18 protein-coding genes are annotated in these 20,091 nt (G+C 38.2%); 15 read left to right on the plus strand and 3 right to left on the minus strand.

The annotated features are described in order from the left end of the window. Positions 1-100 precede the first annotated feature (100 nt). Both IGM04_RS00265 and IGM04_RS00270 read left to right on the plus strand, forming a co-directional pair. Entirely contained in the window at positions 101-4,135 is a 4,035-nt protein-coding gene (locus tag IGM04_RS00265; protein WP_086317564.1) for a 5'-nucleotidase C-terminal domain-containing protein, read from the plus strand. Between the two features lie 135 nt (positions 4,136-4,270). Then, a complete protein-coding gene (locus IGM04_RS00270; RefSeq protein ID WP_002361487.1) occupies positions 4,271-5,950 on the plus strand; it encodes a peptide ABC transporter substrate-binding protein in 1,680 nt (559 codons plus the stop codon). Between the two features lie 46 nt (positions 5,951-5,996). Here the strand turns inward: IGM04_RS00270 and IGM04_RS00275 are convergent, their stop codons facing one another. Both IGM04_RS00275 and IGM04_RS00280 read right to left on the minus strand, forming a co-directional pair. Then, positions 5,997-6,221, minus strand: coding sequence for a DUF896 domain-containing protein (locus IGM04_RS00275; protein WP_002386409.1), 225 nt, complete (start codon positions 6,219-6,221; stop codon positions 5,997-5,999). A gap of 14 nt (positions 6,222-6,235) precedes the next feature. Beyond that, complete coding sequence (locus IGM04_RS00280) at positions 6,236-7,222, minus strand: LLM class flavin-dependent oxidoreductase (protein ID WP_002356071.1); 987 nt, start codon at positions 7,220-7,222, stop codon at positions 6,236-6,238. Between the two features lie 399 nt (positions 7,223-7,621). Here IGM04_RS00280 and IGM04_RS00285 point away from each other — a divergent pair, with 399 nt between their 5' ends. From IGM04_RS00285 to IGM04_RS00310, 6 genes are all read left to right on the plus strand, one after another. Beyond that, positions 7,622-8,596: an Abi family protein gene (locus IGM04_RS00285; protein WP_002407578.1), complete on the plus strand. Its 975-nt coding sequence runs from the start codon at positions 7,622-7,624 to the stop codon at positions 8,594-8,596. Positions 8,597-8,842: 246 nt separating this feature from the next. Beyond that, positions 8,843-9,457: a Holliday junction branch migration protein RuvA gene (gene ruvA, locus IGM04_RS00290; protein ID WP_025187792.1), complete on the plus strand. Its 615-nt coding sequence runs from the start codon at positions 8,843-8,845 to the stop codon at positions 9,455-9,457. A 12-nt stretch (positions 9,458-9,469) separates the two neighbouring features. After that, positions 9,470-10,486, plus strand: coding sequence for a Holliday junction branch migration DNA helicase RuvB (gene ruvB / locus IGM04_RS00295; RefSeq protein WP_002381340.1), 1,017 nt, complete (start codon positions 9,470-9,472; stop codon positions 10,484-10,486). A 141-nt stretch (positions 10,487-10,627) separates the two neighbouring features. Then, positions 10,628-11,326 carry an N-acetylmannosamine-6-phosphate 2-epimerase gene (locus tag IGM04_RS00300; protein ID WP_086317565.1) on the plus strand — a complete coding sequence of 233 codons (699 nt, stop codon included), beginning with the start codon at positions 10,628-10,630 and terminating at the stop codon, positions 11,324-11,326. Positions 11,327-11,503: 177 nt separating this feature from the next. After that, complete coding sequence (ygjK, locus tag IGM04_RS00305; protein ID WP_086317566.1) at positions 11,504-13,843, plus strand: alpha-glucosidase; 2,340 nt, start codon at positions 11,504-11,506, stop codon at positions 13,841-13,843. Between the two features lie 544 nt (positions 13,844-14,387). Beyond that, the gene (locus IGM04_RS00310; RefSeq protein ID WP_048941923.1) at positions 14,388-15,305 is read left to right on the plus strand and encodes a helix-turn-helix domain-containing protein; all 918 of its coding nucleotides are present in this window, start codon (positions 14,388-14,390) and stop codon (positions 15,303-15,305) included. Positions 15,306-15,347: 42 nt separating this feature from the next. On the opposite strand, the gene IGM04_RS00315 is transcribed toward IGM04_RS00310, so the two are convergent. Then, positions 15,348-16,001 (minus strand): Crp/Fnr family transcriptional regulator, encoded by a 654-nt coding sequence (locus IGM04_RS00315; protein ID WP_002356081.1) that lies wholly within the window; start codon positions 15,999-16,001, stop codon positions 15,348-15,350. Positions 16,002-16,274: 273 nt separating this feature from the next. Between IGM04_RS00315 and IGM04_RS00320 the strand changes: the two genes are divergently transcribed. From IGM04_RS00320 to IGM04_RS00350, 7 genes are all read left to right on the plus strand, one after another. Then, the gene (locus tag IGM04_RS00320) at positions 16,275-17,168 is read left to right on the plus strand and encodes an SDR family oxidoreductase (RefSeq protein ID WP_002359245.1); all 894 of its coding nucleotides are present in this window, start codon (positions 16,275-16,277) and stop codon (positions 17,166-17,168) included. Positions 17,169-17,180: 12 nt separating this feature from the next. Then, positions 17,181-17,753 (plus strand): alkaline shock response membrane anchor protein AmaP, encoded by a 573-nt coding sequence (gene amaP, locus IGM04_RS00325; protein ID WP_002381343.1) that lies wholly within the window; start codon positions 17,181-17,183, stop codon positions 17,751-17,753. 12 nt (positions 17,754-17,765) lie between these two features. Next, positions 17,766-17,957: a DUF2273 domain-containing protein gene (locus IGM04_RS00330; protein WP_002356087.1), complete on the plus strand. Its 192-nt coding sequence runs from the start codon at positions 17,766-17,768 to the stop codon at positions 17,955-17,957. A 12-nt stretch (positions 17,958-17,969) separates the two neighbouring features. Then, positions 17,970-18,482 carry an Asp23/Gls24 family envelope stress response protein gene (locus tag IGM04_RS00335; protein ID WP_002383483.1) on the plus strand — a complete coding sequence of 171 codons (513 nt, stop codon included), beginning with the start codon at positions 17,970-17,972 and terminating at the stop codon, positions 18,480-18,482. A 58-nt stretch (positions 18,483-18,540) separates the two neighbouring features. Further along, positions 18,541-19,101, plus strand: coding sequence for an Asp23/Gls24 family envelope stress response protein (locus tag IGM04_RS00340; protein ID WP_002356090.1), 561 nt, complete (start codon positions 18,541-18,543; stop codon positions 19,099-19,101). Positions 19,102-19,124: 23 nt separating this feature from the next. Further along, entirely contained in the window at positions 19,125-19,367 is a 243-nt protein-coding gene (locus IGM04_RS00345) for a GlsB/YeaQ/YmgE family stress response membrane protein (RefSeq protein WP_002356092.1), read from the plus strand. A 164-nt stretch (positions 19,368-19,531) separates the two neighbouring features. Then, positions 19,532-20,047, plus strand: coding sequence for a hypothetical protein (locus tag IGM04_RS00350; RefSeq protein WP_174125705.1), 516 nt, complete (start codon positions 19,532-19,534; stop codon positions 20,045-20,047). Positions 20,048-20,091: the final 44 nt, after the last annotated feature.

Here is a 20,091-nt window from a genome sequence, read left to right on the forward strand (position 1 = left end):
TAGGAAAAGAAGAGCAGCGTGATGGGGGAAGGCTCTTTTTGTTGTTTGTTACTTTGACAATTGTTTGTTGCAAATGGGTTGAAACACAAGGAGGAAATTTGTGAAAAAGTTGAGCTTTAAAAAAGTGAAGTGGGGCATGCATTTTTTAATGGCTGTTGCGTTGATAGCGCCAAGCGTTACTAGTACGGCATATGCAGTAGAAACAACGAGTCAACAAAGTTCAGAAGCAGTAACAAGTACCACCGATTCAAGTAGAAAACAAGAACCAGTCATCACACAGGAAACAACAGACATCAAACAAGAAGCACCAAATCAGGCTACGAGTGACAGTGTCAAGCAGTCACAAGAAACCACGGCACCAGCAGAAACGACGAATTTAGAAACGTCAACCGCTGAAAAAGAAGAAACGAGCACACCACAAAAAATAACAATTTTAGGTACGTCAGATGTTCATGGTCAATTATGGAATTGGTCTTATGAAGATGATAAAGAACTACCAGTTGGTTTGTCCCAAGTAAGTACAGTCGTCAACCAAGTCCGGGCACAAAACCCAGCAGGCACCGTTTTAATTGATAATGGCGACAATATTCAAGGCACTATTTTAACAGATGACTTGTATAATAAAGCACCTTTAGTGAATGAAAAGACCCATCCAATGATCACCGCCATGAATGTGATGAAGTATGATGCAATGGTTTTGGGGAATCATGAGTTTAATTTTGGTTTACCGTTAATCAAAAAAATTCAACAAGAAGCCACTTTTCCAATCTTGTCTGCGAATACCTACAATAAGGATGGTGGTCGTTTTGTTGAAGGGACTACCACGAAGGAACTTGATCTTAATCAAGATGGGCAGCCAGATTTAAAAGTTGGGATTATCGGCTTAACAATCCCGCACATTCCTTTGTGGGATGGCCCTCGTGTTACTTCGCTTAATTTTTTACCTTTGAAAGAAGAAGCAGAAAAAGCAGTTGCTGAGTTGAAAACTAACGATCAAGCTGACATTATTGTTGCTTCGATTCATGCGGGACAACAAAATAGTGATCCGGCTGCCAGTGCCGACCAAGTAATTGAAAATGTCGCGGGGATTGATGCGTATATTCTAGGTCATGACCACCTTTCTTTTACCAAGCAAGGAGCAGCGCCGAATGGAAAAACTGTACCGGTAGGGGGACCGAAAGATACGGGGACAGAAGTTGTCAAAATTGATCTTTCAGTTGCTAAAAATGCCGATAAGTGGGAAGTGCAAGAAGGTACAGCAACGATTGTACCAACAACGAATGTTCCAGCAGATGAAGCAGTTAAGGCAGCGACAAAAGAATACCATGAGCAAACGCGAGCGTTTATTCAGGAGGAGATCGGCACAGCAACAGCTGATTTTTTACCAAAACAAGAAATTAAAGGAATTCCCGAAGCACAATTACAACCAACAGCGATGATTTCTTTAATTAATAATGTTCAAAAAGAAGTAACAGGCGCACAATTAAGTGCGGCAGCGTTGTTTAAATACGACAGTAAATTACCTGCGGGGAAGATTTCCTATGCCACGATTTTTGATATCTACAAATACCCGAATACCTTAGTGAGTGTTCCCATTAACGGTGAAAACTTACTGAAGTATTTAGAAAAACAAGGGGCGTACTATAACCAAACACAGCCAGATGATTTGACCATTAGTTTTAATCCAAACATTCGTGTATATAACTATGACATGATTTCTGGAGTGGACTACAAGATTGACATTTCAAAACCAGTGGGTGAACGAATTGTAGATGCGAAAATTGACGGCCAACCGCTGGATCCTGCCAAAGAATATACGATTGCTATGAATAATTATCGTTACGGCGGTTTAGCTAGCCAAGGGATTCAAGTAGGAGAACCTATTAAAAATTCTGATCCAGAAACCTTACGAGGAATGATTGTTGATTATATTAAGAAAAAAGGAACGCTTGATCCAGAACAAGAAATCGAACGAAATTGGTCAATTATTGGGACAAATTTTGATGAAAAATGGCGTGCCAAAGCAATCGAATTAGTGAATGACGGCACTCTTCAAATTCCGACTTCTCCTGATGGACGTACACCAAACGCCGCCGCTATTACGAAACAAGATGTCCGTAATGCGGGCTTTGATTTAGATAATGCATATACCATTATGCACACAAATGACGTTCATGGCCGACTAGAAGCAGGGAAAGGCGAATTAGGTATGGCGCGTCTAAAAACCTTTAAAGACCAAGAAAACCCAACCTTGATGGTGGATGCAGGGGATGTTTTCCAAGGATTACCAATCTCCAATTTCTCCAAAGGCGCGGATATGGCCAAAGCAATGAATGAAGTTGGTTATGATGCCATGGCGGTGGGAAATCACGAGTTTGATTTTGGTTTAGAGATTGCACTAGGTTATAAAGACCAACTGAATTTTCCGATTTTATCTAGTAATACGTATTACAAAGATGGCAGTGGACGGGTTTTTGATCCGTATACTATCGTAGAAAAAGCCGGGAAAAAGTTTGCCATTGTAGGTGTGACGACCCCAGAAACAGCAACGAAAACACACCCGAAAAACGTAGAGAAGGTGACATTTAAAGATCCGATTCCAGAAGTAGAAGCAGTGATTAATGAAATTAAAGAGAAGTACGCGGATATTCAAGCTTTCGTGGTTACTGGGCATTTAGGCGTAGATGAAACGACGCCGCATATCTGGCGTGGTGATACGCTAGCAGAAACCCTTAGTCAAACATATCCTGAGTTAGATATCACTGTGATTGATGGACATTCGCATACAGCCGTCGAAAGCGGCAAACGTTATGGCAAAGTGATCTATGCTCAAACAGGTAATTATTTAAATAATGTTGGGATCGTCACAGCACCAGAGAGTGAACCAACTAAGAAAACAGCAAAATTGATTTCAGCAGCAGAGTTGCTAGAATTGCCAGAAAACCCGGCAGTTAAAGCCATCGTTGATGAAGCACGAACGAATTTTAACGCTGAAAATGAAAAAGTAATTGTCGATTATATTCCATTCACATTGGATGGACAACGAGAAAATGTGCGCACACGAGAGACCAACTTAGGGAATTTGATTGGTGATGCGATTATGTCATATGGCCAAGACGCGTTTAGTCAACCTGCTGATTTTGCAGTAACCAATGGTGGCGGCATTCGCGCTGATATTAAACAAGGGCCAATTAAAGTTGGGGATGTCATTGCTGTGTTACCTTTTGGCAATAGCATTGCGCAAATTCAAGTAACCGGCGCTCAAGTTAAAGAAATGTTTGAAATGTCTGTTCGTTCGATTCCACAAAAAGATGAGAATGGCACAATTTTACTAGATGATGCTGGGCAACCAAAACTTGGCGCAAATGGTGGTTTCCTACATGTTTCAAGCTCCATTCGTATCCACTATGATTCCACAAAACCAGGTACTCGCTTGGATAGTGACGAAGGCAATGAAACAGGACAAACGATTGTCGGTAGTCGCGTATTAGGAATAGAAATTAAAAATCGGCAAACACAAAAGTTTGAACCATTGGATGAGAAGAAACAATACCGGATGGCTACCAATGATTTCTTAGCTGCTGGTGGTGATGGTTACGATATGCTAGGTGGTGAACGAGAAGAAGGGATTTCACTAGATGCTGTCTTGATTGAATACTTGAAAAGTGCAACCAGCTTGCGGTTGTATCGTGCAGCAACGACGATTGATTTAGCACAATATAAAGAACCATTCCCAGGCGAACGAATTGTTTCTATTTCGGAAGAAGCTTACAAAGAGTTAATCGGTGGAGGAGAGACGCCAAAACCAGATCCAACACCAGATCCAACACCAGATCCAACACCAGATCCGAAACCAGATCCGAAACCAGATCCGAAACCAGATCCAACACCAGATCCAAAACCAGACCCGAAACCAGATCCAATACCAACACCAGAAACACCAGTAGCAACCAATAAACAAAACCAAGCGGGAGCAAGACAGAACAATCCATCCGTAACAGAGAAGAAAAAGTATGGCGGCTTTTTACCTAAAACGGGTACAGAAACAGAAACGCTTGCATTATATGGTTTACTGTTCGTTGGACTTTCTTCTTCTGGCTGGTATATTTATAAACGACGTAACAAAGCTAGTTAGTCATTTTTTAAGAACCGTCCTTCGGGATTGGTTCTTTTTTTATTTTAATGCTTGCCATTTGTTTTTAATTTTAGTATTATAAGAATATTCTAAAAATTAAAAAATGAAGAGTTTTTTCTGTGAAGGGAGAAAGGCATGAAAAGTAAACGTATAAAAGGACTTATCGGGTTAAGTTTAACAACGCTGTTAGTTTTAGCTGCTTGTGGTGGCGATGGGGGAGCTGGCGCCGAAAAAGCAAAGGGCGGATCAGAGAAAACTGCCGCTAAACAAGAATTTAAAGTAGTAGTTCAACAAGAAATGCCTTCTGCAGATTTATCTTTAGGAACAGATACAATTAGTTTTACGGCACTGAATAATGCGTATGAAGGAATTTATCGTTTAGATGATAAAAGCAAGCCGCAACCAGCAGGGGCTAAAGAAAAAGTGCAAGTCAGTGATGATGGTCTGACATACACAGTGAAACTAAGAGAAGAAGCAAAATGGTCCAATGGTGATCCTGTCACAGCTGCCGATTATGTTTTTAGTTGGCAACGTACAGCAGATCCTCAGACTGGCGCTGAGTATGCTTATTTTCTAGAAATGATTGAAAACGGTGCAGACATTGTAGCTGGTAAGAAACCAGTTTCTGAATTAGGCATTAAAGCAAACGGAGATTACGAGCTAGAAATTAAACTGGCAAAACCAACACCATATTTTGATTATTTACTGGCCTTTCCACTATTTTTCCCGCAACATCAAGCAACCGTAGAGAAATATGGCAAAGATTACGCTGCTTCCAGTGAAAAAGCAGTCTATAATGGTCCGTTTGTCTTAGCTAACTTTGAAGGGGCTGGCTCAGATACCAATTGGACTTTGGAAAAAAATGAAAACTATTGGGATAAAGACAATGTCAAATTAGATAAAATCAATTTTGATGTTGTTAAGGAGGCACCAACTGCCTTGAACTTATTCCAAGATGGCCAAGCAGATGATGTTATTTTAAGTGGCGAATTGGCCCAGCAAATGGCGAAGGATCCAGAATTGGTTATCGAAAAAGAAGCACGAACCAGCTATTTGGAATTTAATCAGCGAGATAAAAATTCACCGTATAATAATGTGAATTTACGCAAAGCAATTTCAGCAGCGATTGATCGCAACGCATTAGTAGATAAAATTTTAGGCGACGGCTCAGTAGTCGCTACTGGCTTAATTCCAGAAGGGATGTCGTATTCGCCGACAGATGACAAAGATTTTGCTGATGAAAATAAAAAAATTGTTGAATATAGCCCAGAAAAAGCAAAAGAATATTGGGCAAAAGCGAAGAAAGAATTGGGCATAACAACACTCAAAATGGATATTGTTGCCGATGATGTCGATTCTACGAAAAAGTTAGCGGAATATATTCAAGGTACGTTAAAGGATACTTTAGAGGGCATTGATGTAACAGTGAGCCCAGTGCCGTTTTCAGTTCGAATTGATCGAGGTAGTCGCGGCGATTTTGAGACAATCTTAGGTGGTTGGGCTGCGGATTACGCAGATCCAAGTAGTTTCTTAGACCTTTTTGTTACTGGTAATAACTATAATCGCGGGCGTTTTTCAAGTAAAGCCTACGATGAGTTGATCGAGGCTTCAGCCACAAGAGATGCTTCAGATCCTGAAAAACGTTGGGAAGATATGGTTAAGGCTGAGAAGTTATTGATTGGTGAAGAGACCGCTTTAGCACCACTTTATCAAAAGGCGACTGCCCATCTACGCAGTAAAGAAGTGAAAGGCGTCGTTGCCCATGGTGCTGGCGCACAATATGATTATAAGTGGACATATGTAACAGAAGAGTAGTTAAAAAGAGACACAGAATAGTCAAATCGACTGTTCTGTGTCTCTTTTAATCAAAATATTTCTGCTGTTCTTCTTTTAATTTTTCTGGGGTTACATCTTCACCAGTAGGATCATAAATAGTGACGCCCATTAATGTTTTATTGAATTGTTCACGAATGGTCCGCAAATATTCTTGTCGCAAATCGACACGAAGAGCTTGTTCTTCAGATGTTAAGCCTTGTTCACGCTCTTTTTGTGCAAGCGTATTAATTCTTTTTAAAACATCTAACATTTCTCATTTCCTTTCTATAATAATTCTTTTGCTAGGCGTTCAAACGATTGAAAGCGCGTTTGTTTGTCATAACCTGGGGTGATTAGCATCGCTTCTGTCAACCCTAGTTCTTCTTGTTGGTGGAAAAACTCCGCAACTTCTTGGCTACTGCCAATGACAAAGCGTTGTTTATTTTGTTCTAAAACCAGTTTGTCCATTTCACTGTAAGGGAAAGCTAGGGCTTCTTCTGGCGATAAAAATTTATTTGGAAGCCCATGTTCGGTGGCAAAGATATAATGCTCGAAACTAGCCGCATGGTATTCTGCTTCTTCTTTCGTGTCGGCGGCGAAAGTGAAATACGCAGCGCTCACTTGAGGCTCTTGTTGTTCAGTTACTGGTCGGAAATGCTTGTAATATGCGGACAATACTTCTTTGGGCAAATGTCCATGAATAAACTGCGCAAAGGAAAAATTAATGCCATATTCACCAGCTGAACGTGCGCTTTCTTTACTAGCACCTAGTAACCAAGGTTGTGGTAATAGAACTTCTCGCGGAACAGCTGAAATTTTAGAATATAAATGATCTTCAGGAAATTCCTCTCTTAAAAAGAGTAAAATTTCAGGTAATTTATCAAATTGATCTAGTTGTGGTGGCTGACCATTATTTAACGCCAACGTAGTTAAAGGGCTGCCGCCAGGCGAGCGGCCCATGCCTAAATCGATTCGATCAGGATATAAAGCTGCTAACGTTTTAAACGTTTCTGCGACTTTAAATGGCGCATAATGCATGGTCATGATGCCACCCGCGCCAACACGAATTTTTTCGGTGGCACTAGCAATATGTGCAACTAAAATTTCTGGCGTTGCACTGGCAAAGGCGTCTGAGCCGTGATGTTCGGCATACCAAATTCTTGTGTAACCAAGTTTTTCCGCTAATTGAGCGAGCTCTTTGGCTTCTTGTAATGTGTCGCTTGCTGATTGATTTTTAGGAACCGTTAATTGATCTAAGATACTTAATTTCATGTATGTAGTCTCCTTCTTGGTTATTTTTTTGAAGCTACCGCTATTATTACGCAAGCATGTCAAAAAAAACAGTACGCACTTTTTAATTCCCTAGTGAGCGAAAAGTAACAAATAGATGTAGCCAAGGTCGATGATAAAAAATTCTCCGCTATGGCTGTGTGCATTTTGATTTTTTGGCCAATGTATAGAAATATACTTAATATTTTTTCTGTTTTTATACAACGTATTGTATTTTTTAGTATAAAAAGCTTTTTCTTTAGAAAATTGGGCTATTGACTAGCTACAAAACAAATGATAGCATAGAGATAACCTTAAAGAAGAGCTGCTGTGCGGCTAACCAAGAACGTCTATTAGTTTTTCTAATAGACGTTCTTGTGCTAATTAATAGGAGAACAGTATATGAAGCCTTTTAAAACATTAGATGAACAATTAGCTATTTTGGAAGCTCGAGGATTGGTTTTCTCGGATAAAGAAAATGCAAAAAAGAAATTATCTTTTTATGGCTATTATGAGATTATCAATGGCTATAAAGACTTCCTTTTGGAAAAAAAGCAAAAAATAACTGACCATCAAGAAGAATGTTTTATAGAAAACAGTACATTTGATCATATTTTTTCTTTATTTATGATGGACAAAACAATAACTTCATCTGTAATTGATGCGACATGTGATGTTGAGATGTATGTAAGAGCAGCTATTTCTTACGTTGTCAGTAAAAATATAGGTGAACAACAAATAGACTATTTGAATAGACGTCATTATCAAAGTGGAAAGAAAAACAAAAACGGACAAGGATATAAAGTTGATCAGCTAATTACAAAGTTTAAAAAGATTATCTACGATGATATAGAACCCATGAAACACTATCGTGGTTATCATGGAAACGTTCCACCTTGGATTATGTTAAAAGGAACAACATTTGGAAACCTGGCTAATTTTTATAAATTACAAAAAAGTGAAAATAAAAAAGAAGTTATAGCGATGATTCTAGGAATACCTAAAGAAATCGTGGATGAAGGGATTACCAATATGTTTACTGACATTATCTTTTTATGTCATAGTTATAGGAATAGAGCTGCACATGGTGGACGAATGTATAACTATCGGTCGGCTAAAGCAGTTATTAGATATAGTGAAAATTTTCATCCCCGAGCAAATATTACTCAGGCAGAGTATAGAAAAGGCAAAGGAATATCCTGTTTAGGTACCCTATTTCATGCATTGACATGGATGGATAATAAAGTAGCTTTAGCAAGGTTACAAGCAGGGGTATCTGTTGCGTTAGATCAGCACTTAAAAGTTTACCCAGAAGATTATGATTTAGTTTTGTCTGAAAGTAATATCAATCCTAAATTTTTACAGCTTTCTAGATAGAATTATTAGACTGAGTTGTACATAAAATTATTGTCTCTACTAGGGAGAGCGTGTTAATCTGTCTTCTGTTAGTTATTAATTATTGTTTGCTTCATCAATAGAAAGCTGTTTTATAAAGAGTGTTTTCAGGCTATTAGTATAGATTGCTCATAGGAATATTTGCAAACGATGAAGATATCGCTTAAAATAAATGAATCAAGTAAAATGGAACATATGTACGCAATCAGCAATTGGAAAGGTGACAACATGTACGAATATATTATTGGAAAAGTAACGTTTGTTAGCCCATACTATATTGTCGTTGAAACAAATGGCATTGGCTATCAGATTTCAGTCGATAACCCGTATCGCTATTCAGGAAAAATGGATACGGACATTAAACTATATCTTCACCAAGTCGTGCGGGAAGATGCACAACTTTTATTTGGTTTTGGCAGTTTAGAAGAAAAACAATTGTTCTTAAAATTAATCAGTGTCTCTGGAATTGGCCCTAAAAGTGGCTTAGCTATCATGGCTTCTGTGGCTGATCATGGTGGTTTAATCAATGCAATTGAAGGGGAAGATGTTACATATTTAACGAAGTTCCCAGGTGTTGGCAAGAAAACGGCCCAACAAATGATTTTAGATTTAAAAGGAAAATTAGGCGAATTAGAGTCTTCCGAAGCAGCGGTGGCTGCCATGACCGCAACCGAAGTGATGACAACAAGCAATCAAGCATTGGCAGAAGCGTTAGAAGCATTAAGTGCCCTAGGCTATAGTGACCGCGAGATTAAGCGTATCACTAAGCAATTGGAAGCGTTAGGTGAGACAACGACAGATGTTTATTTGAGCAATGCGTTAAAATTCATGATGAAACGCTAAGGAGGAATAACGATGACAGAAGAAGAACGGTTGCTTTCAGCTGCAAGTCAAGAAGCAGAAGCTTCAATTGAAAAATCGTTACGTCCACAATTTTTAGCACAATATATTGGTCAAGACAAAGTAAAACAAGAACTAACGATTTATATTGAAGCGGCGAAAAATCGGAATGAAGCGTTGGATCATACCCTTCTTTATGGTCCGCCAGGTTTAGGGAAAACGACAATGGCGATGGTCATCGCCAATGAAATGAATGTGAACATTCGTACCACAAGTGGACCAGCCATCGAACGGGCGGGAGATTTAGTCGCTATTTTGAACGAATTAGAGCCTGGTGATGTGTTATTTATCGATGAAATTCATCGTTTGCCGCGAGTTGTGGAAGAAATGCTGTATTCCGCAATGGAAGATTTTTACATTGATATCATGGTCGGTCAAGGAACCACTGCACATCCCGTTCATTTTCCATTACCGCCTTTTACTTTAGTGGGCGCTACCACACGGGCAGGGATGCTTTCAGCGCCATTACGAGATCGTTTTGGGATTATTTCTCACATGGAGTATTATCAAGAGCAGGATTTAAAAGAAATCGTTCTTCGTTCCGCGGATATTTTTCAAACGGAGATTTTTGAGGAAGGTGCCTTTGAAATTGCGCGCCGCTCAAGAGGAACCCCCCGAATTGCTAACCGTTTGTTAAAACGTGTCCGTGATTTTGCCCAAGTCCAATCAGATGGCAAAATCGACCGAGCGATTGCAGACAAAGCGTTAACCTTACTGCAAGTGGACCATCAAGGCTTGGATTATGTCGATCAAAAATTGTTGAAAACAATGATTGATTTATACGGCGGCGGTCCGGTTGGTTTAAGTACCTTGTCTGTAAACATCGGTGAAGAAACCGAAACGGTGGAAGATATGTATGAACCCTATCTTATTCAAAAAGGTTTCATTAAACGAACACCGCGAGGACGAATTGCAACGCCATTTGCGTATGCACATTTTGGGTATGATTATTTAGAGGGTCGTAAAAATTAAAAATAAGTCAAAAGAAAGCAAGCCTTAACCGCTTGCTTTCTTTTGTTTCACGTGAAACGTTTGTTCTTATTTAGAAGAGTGGCATATTTCAGCTGTTGTAGTTATACTGTGCTTGTAATCGCTTTTAAATTGGAGGGATCAATGTTGAATGAAGAAATCAAAGGGTCATTAATTGTTTCTTGCCAAGCGTTGGCAGACGAACCGTTGCATAGTTCTTTTATCATGTCCAAGATGGCTTTGGCCGCTAAACAAGGAGGGGCTAAAGGTATTCGAGCAAATTCTGTGGTAGACATTCGAGCAATCCGGAAAGAGGTTGATTTACCAATCATTGGGATTATTAAACGAGATTATCCTGATGCAGAAGTATATATTACTGCAACTATGCGTGAGGTAGATGAATTAATGGCTGTTCAGCCAGAAATTATCGCTCTCGATGCAACCCATTCGAAACGACCAAATGGCGAAACGTTAGCCACATTTTTCAAAAGAATAAAAGAAAAGTATCCTAACCAAGAATGGATGGCGGATTGTTCCACACTGGAAGAGATGATTGAAGCGGCGGAGTTAGGTTTTGATTATATTGGCACAACGTTAGTCGGCTATACGCCGCAAAGTGAAAATCAGCGGATTGAACAAAATGATTTTGAACTGTTAAGAGAAGCAAAGAAGCATTTTACTACACCAATTATTGCAGAAGGAATGGTTGATACGCCAGCAAAAGTCCAACGTGTTCTGGAGCTAGGTGCTTATAGCGTGGTGGTGGGATCTGTTATTACACGACCGCAAAAAATTACTGAAAAATTTGTGGAAGCTACGAAAATAAAACAGAATCAAGCATAAACTAAATACACTATCGATACACTCGTTATTTTTTGATCAATACACTTCGATACGGTCGCTTTTTTTCTAGAGAAAGTTGAATCTTTCAATAATAAAAAGGGATACACTCCATTTGGCATAGTCCTTGCTGATAATAAATCAGTGTATAAAGCGCTATCATTTTATAGGAGGGGTTTTATGAAGGGTTTATCAAAAAAGAAACGGGTGTCTACTTGGTTAGCGTTAGGAATCACCGTAGTCAGCTGTTTTCCGTTAAGCGGGGAAGTGCAAGCAAGTGTTGAAAGAACAAAAGTTGATGAATTTGCAAATGTTTTAGATGTGAGTGCATCACCAACCGAACGGACGAATGGCGTATACGATACCAATTATTTTAATAATTTTTCTGATTTAGGTGCATGGCATGGCTACTATTTACCTGAAAAAAGCAATAAAGAGCTACTGGGTGGTTTTGCGGGGCCATTGATTATTGCGGAAGAATATCCAGTAAACTTGGCGGCAAGTTTAAACAAATTAACGGTCAAAAATAAAAAAACGGGAGAAACCTATGATTTAAGCCAAAGCAACCGCATGGACCTGTCTTATTATCCTGGGCGCCTAGAGCAAACCTATGAATTAGACGATCTAACGATTCATTTAGCTTTAATTTTTGTCAGCAATCGAACGGCGCTTATCCAAACGACACTTGAAAACACTGGTGAAGAGCCCTTGTCACTTGAAGCAAGCTGGACAGGTGCGGTCTTTGATAAAATTCAAGAGGGAACGGAAACCTTAGATATTGGTACTCGTTTAACTGCTAAAGACAATGACATTCAAGTGAATTTTGGCGAAGTCAGAGAAACGTGGAATTATTTTGCTACGAAAGACACAAAATATACGATTCATCATGCGGATAAAGTTTCAACAAAAATTGATAATCGGAATTATACAGCGACCGCTGAACCAATTGAATTGAAGCCTAAACAAACGTACAATACCTATACAACAGAAAGCTATACTTTTACAAAAGAAGAAGAGGCAAAGGAACAACAACAAGCACCCGAATACACCAAAAATGCGGCGCGCTATTTCAAAGAGAACAAGCAAAGATGGCAAGGATATCTAGATAAAACGTTTGATCAAAAGAAAACAGCAGAATTTCCTGAATATCAAAATGCGCTAGTCAAATCGATTGAAACGATTAATACCAATTGGCGAAGTGCGGCAGGTGCCTTTAAGCATGACGGGATTGTTCCGTCCATGTCTTATAAATGGTTTATTGGTATGTGGGCTTGGGATTCGTGGAAAGCGGATGTAGCAACGGCTGATTTTAATCCTGAGTTAGCTAAAAATAATATGCGGGCCTTGTTTGATTATCAAATTCAAAAAGATGATACCGTACGTCCACAAGATGCAGGAGCGATCATTGATGCTGTCTTTTACAATCAAGACAGTGCGCGTGGTGGTGAAGGTGGCAACTGGAATGAACGAAATTCTAAACCACCATTGGCTGCATGGGCAGTTTGGCATATTTATCAAGAAACCAAAGATAAGGAATTTTTAAAAGAAATGTATCCCAAACTTGTGGCTTATCACAATTGGTGGTATACCAACCGAGACCACAATAAAAATGGGATAGCAGAATATGGAAGCATGGTCAGTGATGCTCACTGGCAAAAAGACGACAAGGATCAAATCATTAAAGATAAAAATGGCCAACCTAAAGTGGACGATGATGCTGTTATTGAAGCAGCCGCATGGGAAAGTGGCATGGATAACGCTACACGGTTTGACAAAGAAGGTGTGGGCAAAGGCGATGATGGAGTTAAAGTTTTTGAAAACAAAAATAAAGGAAAAGTAGTGGGGTATTCGATTAATCAAGAATCAGTGGATTTGAATGCGTATCTCTACGCTGAAAAGGGCTATTTAGCTTCGATAGCAGAAGAACTAGGCAAAAAAGAGGACTATAAGAACTATCAAAAAGAAGCGAAGAAACTAAAAAAATATATTCAAGAAAATATGTTTGATGAAAAAACAGGCTTCTTCTATGACTTACAAATAAATGAAGACGGCTCGAAAACAAAATTGTTAGTCAATCGTGGCAAAGGAACAGAAGGCTGGTTGCCGCTCTGGGCAAAAGTAGCGACCAAAGAACAGGCGGCGGCAGTTAAGAAAAACATGATGAATCAAGAAATGTTCAATACCTTTATGCCATTCCCAACAGCATCCAAAGACAATGAAAAATTTGCTGCAACGAAATATTGGCGGGGACCAGTTTGGCTTGATCAAGCCTTGTTTGGTGTAGAAGCTCTTCAAAACTATGACTATACAAAAGAAGCAAAAGAAATGACACAAAAACTCTTCTTACATGCCGAAGGATTGATGGGAGAAGGACCTATTCATGAAAATTATGATCCACTGACAGGGAAGGGCCTAAGTACGAAAAACTTTAGTTGGTCAGCAGCAGCGTACTATTTATTGTATAAAAACACCTTATTAAGTAATAACCCCACAACGCAAACCGCTTTTGAAATAAAATAGAAAAACAGCTCTTGAGAAAATATCTCTCAAGAGCTATTTTTTTTCTTCACTTGCTACAATCTGTTTCCCTCTGATTTAATTAAAGGTAATTTATTTGTTTAAATAAATATATTCCATATAATTAAATAAAACATCTAAAAATAAACGATATGTACTTTTATTAAAAATGTTATTTAATAAAAATGAAATAGATATTCAACGAAATTGATTGTACAATGGTTAATGAAGAGTGGGTTTAACGGAACCGAGTAATAAGAAATAAACTAATATTGAAACCAAACATTGCGACACCTCCTACTCTAAGTTATATTGAATTTCATTATAAGACAGATATCTTAGTTTCTTCAAGAACGAATTAGAAAAGTTTTTTTAAATTTGTTGACGTCTAACAATTATAATGTGCGAAAAAATAATTCAAACAAATATATTATTCGATTATTTGATAATATTAAAGTTCGTAGAAATAATTTTTTAGAAAATAGTATATTTTAGTTAATAAAAAAATAATACTTAATATTAACTTATTAATAGAAAGGAGCATATTATGGATGTGTTAGAGGCATTAAAGTATTTTAGAAAAAAGAAAAAAATTGCTCAGAAAGATGTTTTACCAAAAAAAGGGAAACAAACCTATCGAAGAATCGAAATTGGTGAAGCCAAGCTAAGTTACGAGGATTTAATGACAGCATTACAGTCACTGGGGATTACCTTTAATGAATTTTTTCATATGGTCTCTGAAACAAGAAGTACGGCTTCATCTAAAATTATGCATCAAATTGAATGTTGTCAAATGGGAGTGAACAATACAAGTGAAAAAAAGAACCTGATTCATTACTTTTATCAATTAGAGCGCAATCCCCACAAAAACGCAGTAGAGATGTCTATTTATACAGATATTAAGCTAACTTTCAGTAATGATTGGGAGGAAATTCCAGAATTTGATGAAACTGATCGAATAGCAATTCTCGCACTTATCTCTAGCAAAAGCTACTATACATATTACGATTATCAAATGGTGACTAATACAGGGGCGTTATTTTCTGAAAACGAAGTCCTTCAGATTCTTGAGCAGATGTTTCCTGTCAAAGATGCTGAATTACGTGATACCCAAACATTAAATGTCGCCTATGGTTTTTACCTAAATATCATTACAGCGCAACTTTATAAGAAAAATTATGCGAAAGCCCGGGAATATTTAGCGCTAATGAGTGTTACCACGATTCCTGCCGAAATCTACTATATTCATTTTAACTTACGTTATTTAAAAAATCTTACGTATTATCTGTACACTGGCAAAATGAGATATTATAAAGAAGTAATCACCGTTATTGATATGATTGAAAGTTTTGGGGATGCACGTTTGGCGGAAGGCATGAAAAAAGAAATGCTTCAGCTGACGGCTGGTCGGACATTTAATTTAGATTATGGACAATTTCCTGTGAATATTGTCACTGAAAAATAAAAAGCACCCCCCGCAAGGTCAAACTTGCGGGGGGTGCTGATGTTAAACAATAATGTTATCTCTAATCATATCTAAATCTTTAATCAAAATTTTGCGGTTACGTAGTTCAATTGCCCCTAACTCTTTTAGTTGCTGCATCATCCGGTTAACGCTACTAGCAGAAGTTATCCCACAAAAATGTGCAATTTCTTCATTGGTCACCACGAAATCAATTAAAATACCTTCCTCTGTTTCTACGCCAAATGAATCGTACATTTCATAGATTTGTGTACAAACGGCCCCAAATTTGCCATTCATCAACATTTGCTGCATCTTTTTCATGGAATGCATTAAACGGTCCCGATAGTATTCTTTGACATACATTTGCAAGTCTTTACTATTATTGATATCCCGCCAAAATTGAACACGGTCGATTTGGTAAAGTTCTGCTTGTGGAGATTCGATGCGAATATTAAAAGGTGCATCAATAAATTCTGAATATTCATCACGTAGCAATGAAACAATTTCCAAATTGTTGATATAACGTAAATTAAATTCACGACCGTCTTTGGAAATAACGCTAGTTTTGATGATGCCACTTTTTAAAATATAGGCATAACGATCTTGCAGTCCTTCATAAGTTAAATAATTTTTCTTCTTTTTTACAACGACTCGAAAGGAATGTTCATCTAAGTAGTCTTGTAAAACATTTCTCATTGGCGGTAACTCCTCAATTATCTCTAAATATTTTTGTTTTTGCCTGTTGGGCTTCTTTCTTATTTAAGCGAATTGGACATCATATGTCAATAACAAATGTTGATAAAAAAGGTCAATTAAACGCTATTTTGAAAAATAAAATCAGCTTTTAGATAATTTTGCCAAAAATTTCGCTTAATGAGTATTAAAAATATTTTTTTTATTTTATGTGCTCAAATATTTTTCAAAAAGAAAAAATTGTATTAAGGTAATAGTAGAAAGGGAGGAGATTTAATGACAGAACCAAACTTAAAAGACCCAAGAAAGTTATTTTATAGTGATGGATTTCCGCAACAAGATCAAGAAACTCCCGCATTACAGGACAAAATGGTCCCTAAACCAGATTGTGGGGAAGACAGCTATGTCGGAAATCACAAATTAGAAAATCGTCGGGTATTAATTACAGGCGGTGATTCTGGGATTGGACGAGCGGCGGCGATTGCTTTTGCTCGCGAAGGCGCAGATATCGCATTACATTTTTTCCCAGGTGAAGAAAAAGACGCCGAAGAAGTGGCGCACTATATACGAGAAGCTGGCCGAAAAGTCGTTCTTTTGCCAGCAGATTTAAGAGATAAACAGGCACCTGAAGAATTGGTTGCACAAGCTCGTGAATCTTTAGGCGGCTTGGATACCCTCGTTTTAAATGCAGCCCAACAAATTTCCTGTGCTGCTATTGAAGAATTGCCAATGGAACAAGTGATAGACACTTTCCATGTCAATATTATTGCGATGTTTGGCATTGTCAAAGCAGCAGTGCCTCACTTGCCTGCCGGAAGTAGCATTGTGACAACGACTTCCGTCCAAGCTTTTAATCCCAGTGAGCATTTGTTGGATTATGCAGCAACGAAGGCATCAATTGCCAACTTTACCGTTGGTTTAGCAAAACAACTGGCACCAAAAGGCATTCGGGTAAATGGCGTGGCTCCAGGACCAATCTGGACACCGTTACAGTTAGATCATGGACAACCAATTGAAGAGTTGCCAGAATTTGGGCAACATTCTTTACTGGAACGTGCGGGTCAGCCTGCTGAATTAGCCCCTGTTTATGTTTTCTTGGCGTCCAATGATGCAAGTTATGTTACGGCTCAAGTTTATGGCGTAACTGGTGGAGAAGCAATTAATCTTTAGGAGGGATGTTCCGTGAATAAAGTTGTTAAAATACTTTTGCTTCTAGGTTCACTGATTTTAATGGCATTATTTGGCGCGGTGGCCATCACCACTTGGTCAGCCGATACAGCTTGGCAACCACCAGATAATGTCCAATGGTTCTTGCAAGACAACGAGTACGCACGTCAAGCAATCTTTTGGGTAGCGCTAGTTTTACTAGGAATTATGCTCTTTCTCTTTTTATTCATTCTTTTATTCCCAAGAAGAAAAGGCACGTTTGAATTAAAAGAAGAGCAAGGAAAGTTAGTGTTACACCGTAAAGCCATCGAAGGATTTGTACGCTCTAGCTTGCAAGACAGTGACTTTCTGGAAGCACCAACCATTCGTGTAAAGGCGACAAAACGGCGCATTAAGGTCAATGTCAAAGGCACACTGAAACGAACGGCAGATTTAATTGGACAAACAGAAGCTTGGTCAAAAACAATGGAAGAACGGCTTGCTCGTTTGGTGGGAACTGGTCACAAGATTACGATTGATGTTCATTTTGAAGATATTCAATCAATGAAACGACCACAACAACAGCAAACACAAGCACGTGTGGAGTAGGAGGGATGTACAATGGTTGAATGGATAAAACAATATGCCGTTCCGTTAATTGGTGGCCTAGTCGGCTTGGTTTTTGCAATCTTGTTTCTGTCAATCGGCTTCTTTAAAACATTGTTAGTAGTACTCCTGACAGGACTAGGTATTTGGCTAGGTTTGTATTTGGAACAGACAGGCATTGTCAAAAATTATTTTCATCATAAATAGGAGGTTTTGGCTATGGAAAATGCAAATGTATCGATTGTTAAAGGTGAGTTGACGTTTGAGGATAAAGTAATCCAAAAAATTATTGGCATTGCTTTGGAAGAAGTCGACGGTTTGTTAACTGTGGACGGTGGTTTTTTCTCGAATTTACGAGATAAAATGATTAATAGTGAAGATGTTACAACAGGCATTCACACCGAGGTCGGCAAAAAACAAGTCGCAGTGGATATGGACATCGTAGCTGAATACGGGAAAGATATCGAGACCATTTATGATCAAATGAAAGAGGTTATTACTCGTGAAGTCCAACAAATGACTCACTTGGAAGTAATCGAAGTCAATGTCAACGTAGTAGATATCAAAACACAAGCAGAGTACCAAGAAGAAAGTGAAACAGTCCAAGATAAACTTGGCAACGCCGCTGAAGCGACAGGTAGTTTTATGTCAAAACAAACCAACAAAGCCAAACATGCGGTAACTAAAGGCAAGACAAAAGTCAAAGAAAACACGGCACCTCGTGTTCAATAATTGGTTATTATTTTATTAAAAATAAAGCAATAATAGAAGAAACTAGGAGGAATGAACCATGAGTAACGAAAAATTCAATAATGTACCAAAACCAGCAGGAAACGGACCACACACACCAGAAGACCATGCAATCAAAGGTGAATTAACATTTGAAGATAAAGTCGTTCAAAAAATTATCGGTTTAGCCTTAGAAAATGTCGATGGTCTATTAACAGTCGATGGCGGCTTTTTCTCAAATATTGCTGAAAAATTAGTAAACACAGATAACGTCACAGCGGGTATTGATACCGAAGTTGGTAAAAAACAAGTCGCTGTTGATATGGATATCGTGGTAGAATACGGCAAAGATATTCAAGACATTTACGAAAAAATGAAAGAATTAATCAGCCGTGAAGTGAAAAAAATGACCCACTTAGATGTGATTGAAGTGAATGTTAACGTAGTCGATATCAAATCAAAAGAAGAATACGAAGAAGATAGCGAAACGGTTCAAGATAAAGTCACAGGCGCTGCCAAAAGTACCGGTGAATTTGCTTCTGAACAAACAGAAAAAGCAAAAAAAGCTGTGAATAAAGGAACAGAACAAGTCAAAGAAAATATGGAACCACGTGTAGAATAAACAGTTAAAGGGAGGAAACAATCATGGGCTTTATTTGGGCATTAATTGTCGGTGGTGTCATTGGGGCAATCGCTGGAGCAATTACTAAAAAAGGATCATCGATGGGTATTATTGCCAATATCATTGCAGGGTTAGTTGGTTCAACAATTGGTCAAGCCATTTTAGGCACATGGGGACCAAGCTTAGCTGGGATGGCTATTGTGCCATCGATTATCGGGGCAGTGATTTTAGTTGCCATCGTTTCATGGATTTTAGGACGAAAATAGAGAAGAGTTTTCAGAAGAGTTTGGGCGATTGTCCAAACTCTTTTTTTATATTCTTTAATATTATCCAGTTTATTAAAATTAGATTAAATATAACTTTCCTTTGATAGGTGGTTTTGTTAAAATTTAATCAAAAAGTCGTTGCGTGGCAAAAAGGAGGTGAATCAGTGAAACATAAGAAGCAATGGTTAATCGGATTACTCATTATTTTAATCATAGGAATTGGAGGGAAATGGTACAGGGACGAACAAGAAAAAGCAAAACTACACGAAATCCAAACAGACTTAGCGAACTATTTGTATAATGACTATCGGATTTATACAAAAAATAAAGAAAAATCGGAAGAAATAAAGAAAAAATATAATCGAGGAAATGGTTCAATAACAGAAAAAGAATATCTGCAAAACATGAAAAGTATTAGAGAATACTCCGATATTACCAAAATAGAATTCACAGGATTTTCGGTGAGTCCAATGAAGATGTTGAAAGTACACTATACAATAAATAATAAGCTAGATAAACAGACGTATCTCAACACTATTTCCGCAGAGACAAATAAGTTAGTATTCAAAATCGGTGAGCATGAGGGAGAAGGCCCCTATTATCTTGAGAAAAAGCCAACAGCAACCAATTTACCTTTACCAGAAAATTTAGTGACGTATGATGAAGGAGGAATTCGTTAATGGATCAAAATAGAATCTTATCAGATAAGGTCTATGGCGTTCAA

It is taken from the genome of Enterococcus sp. DIV2385 (genome assembly GCF_051711925.1).
Lineage (GTDB): Bacteria > Bacillota > Bacilli > Lactobacillales > Enterococcaceae > Enterococcus > Enterococcus faecalis.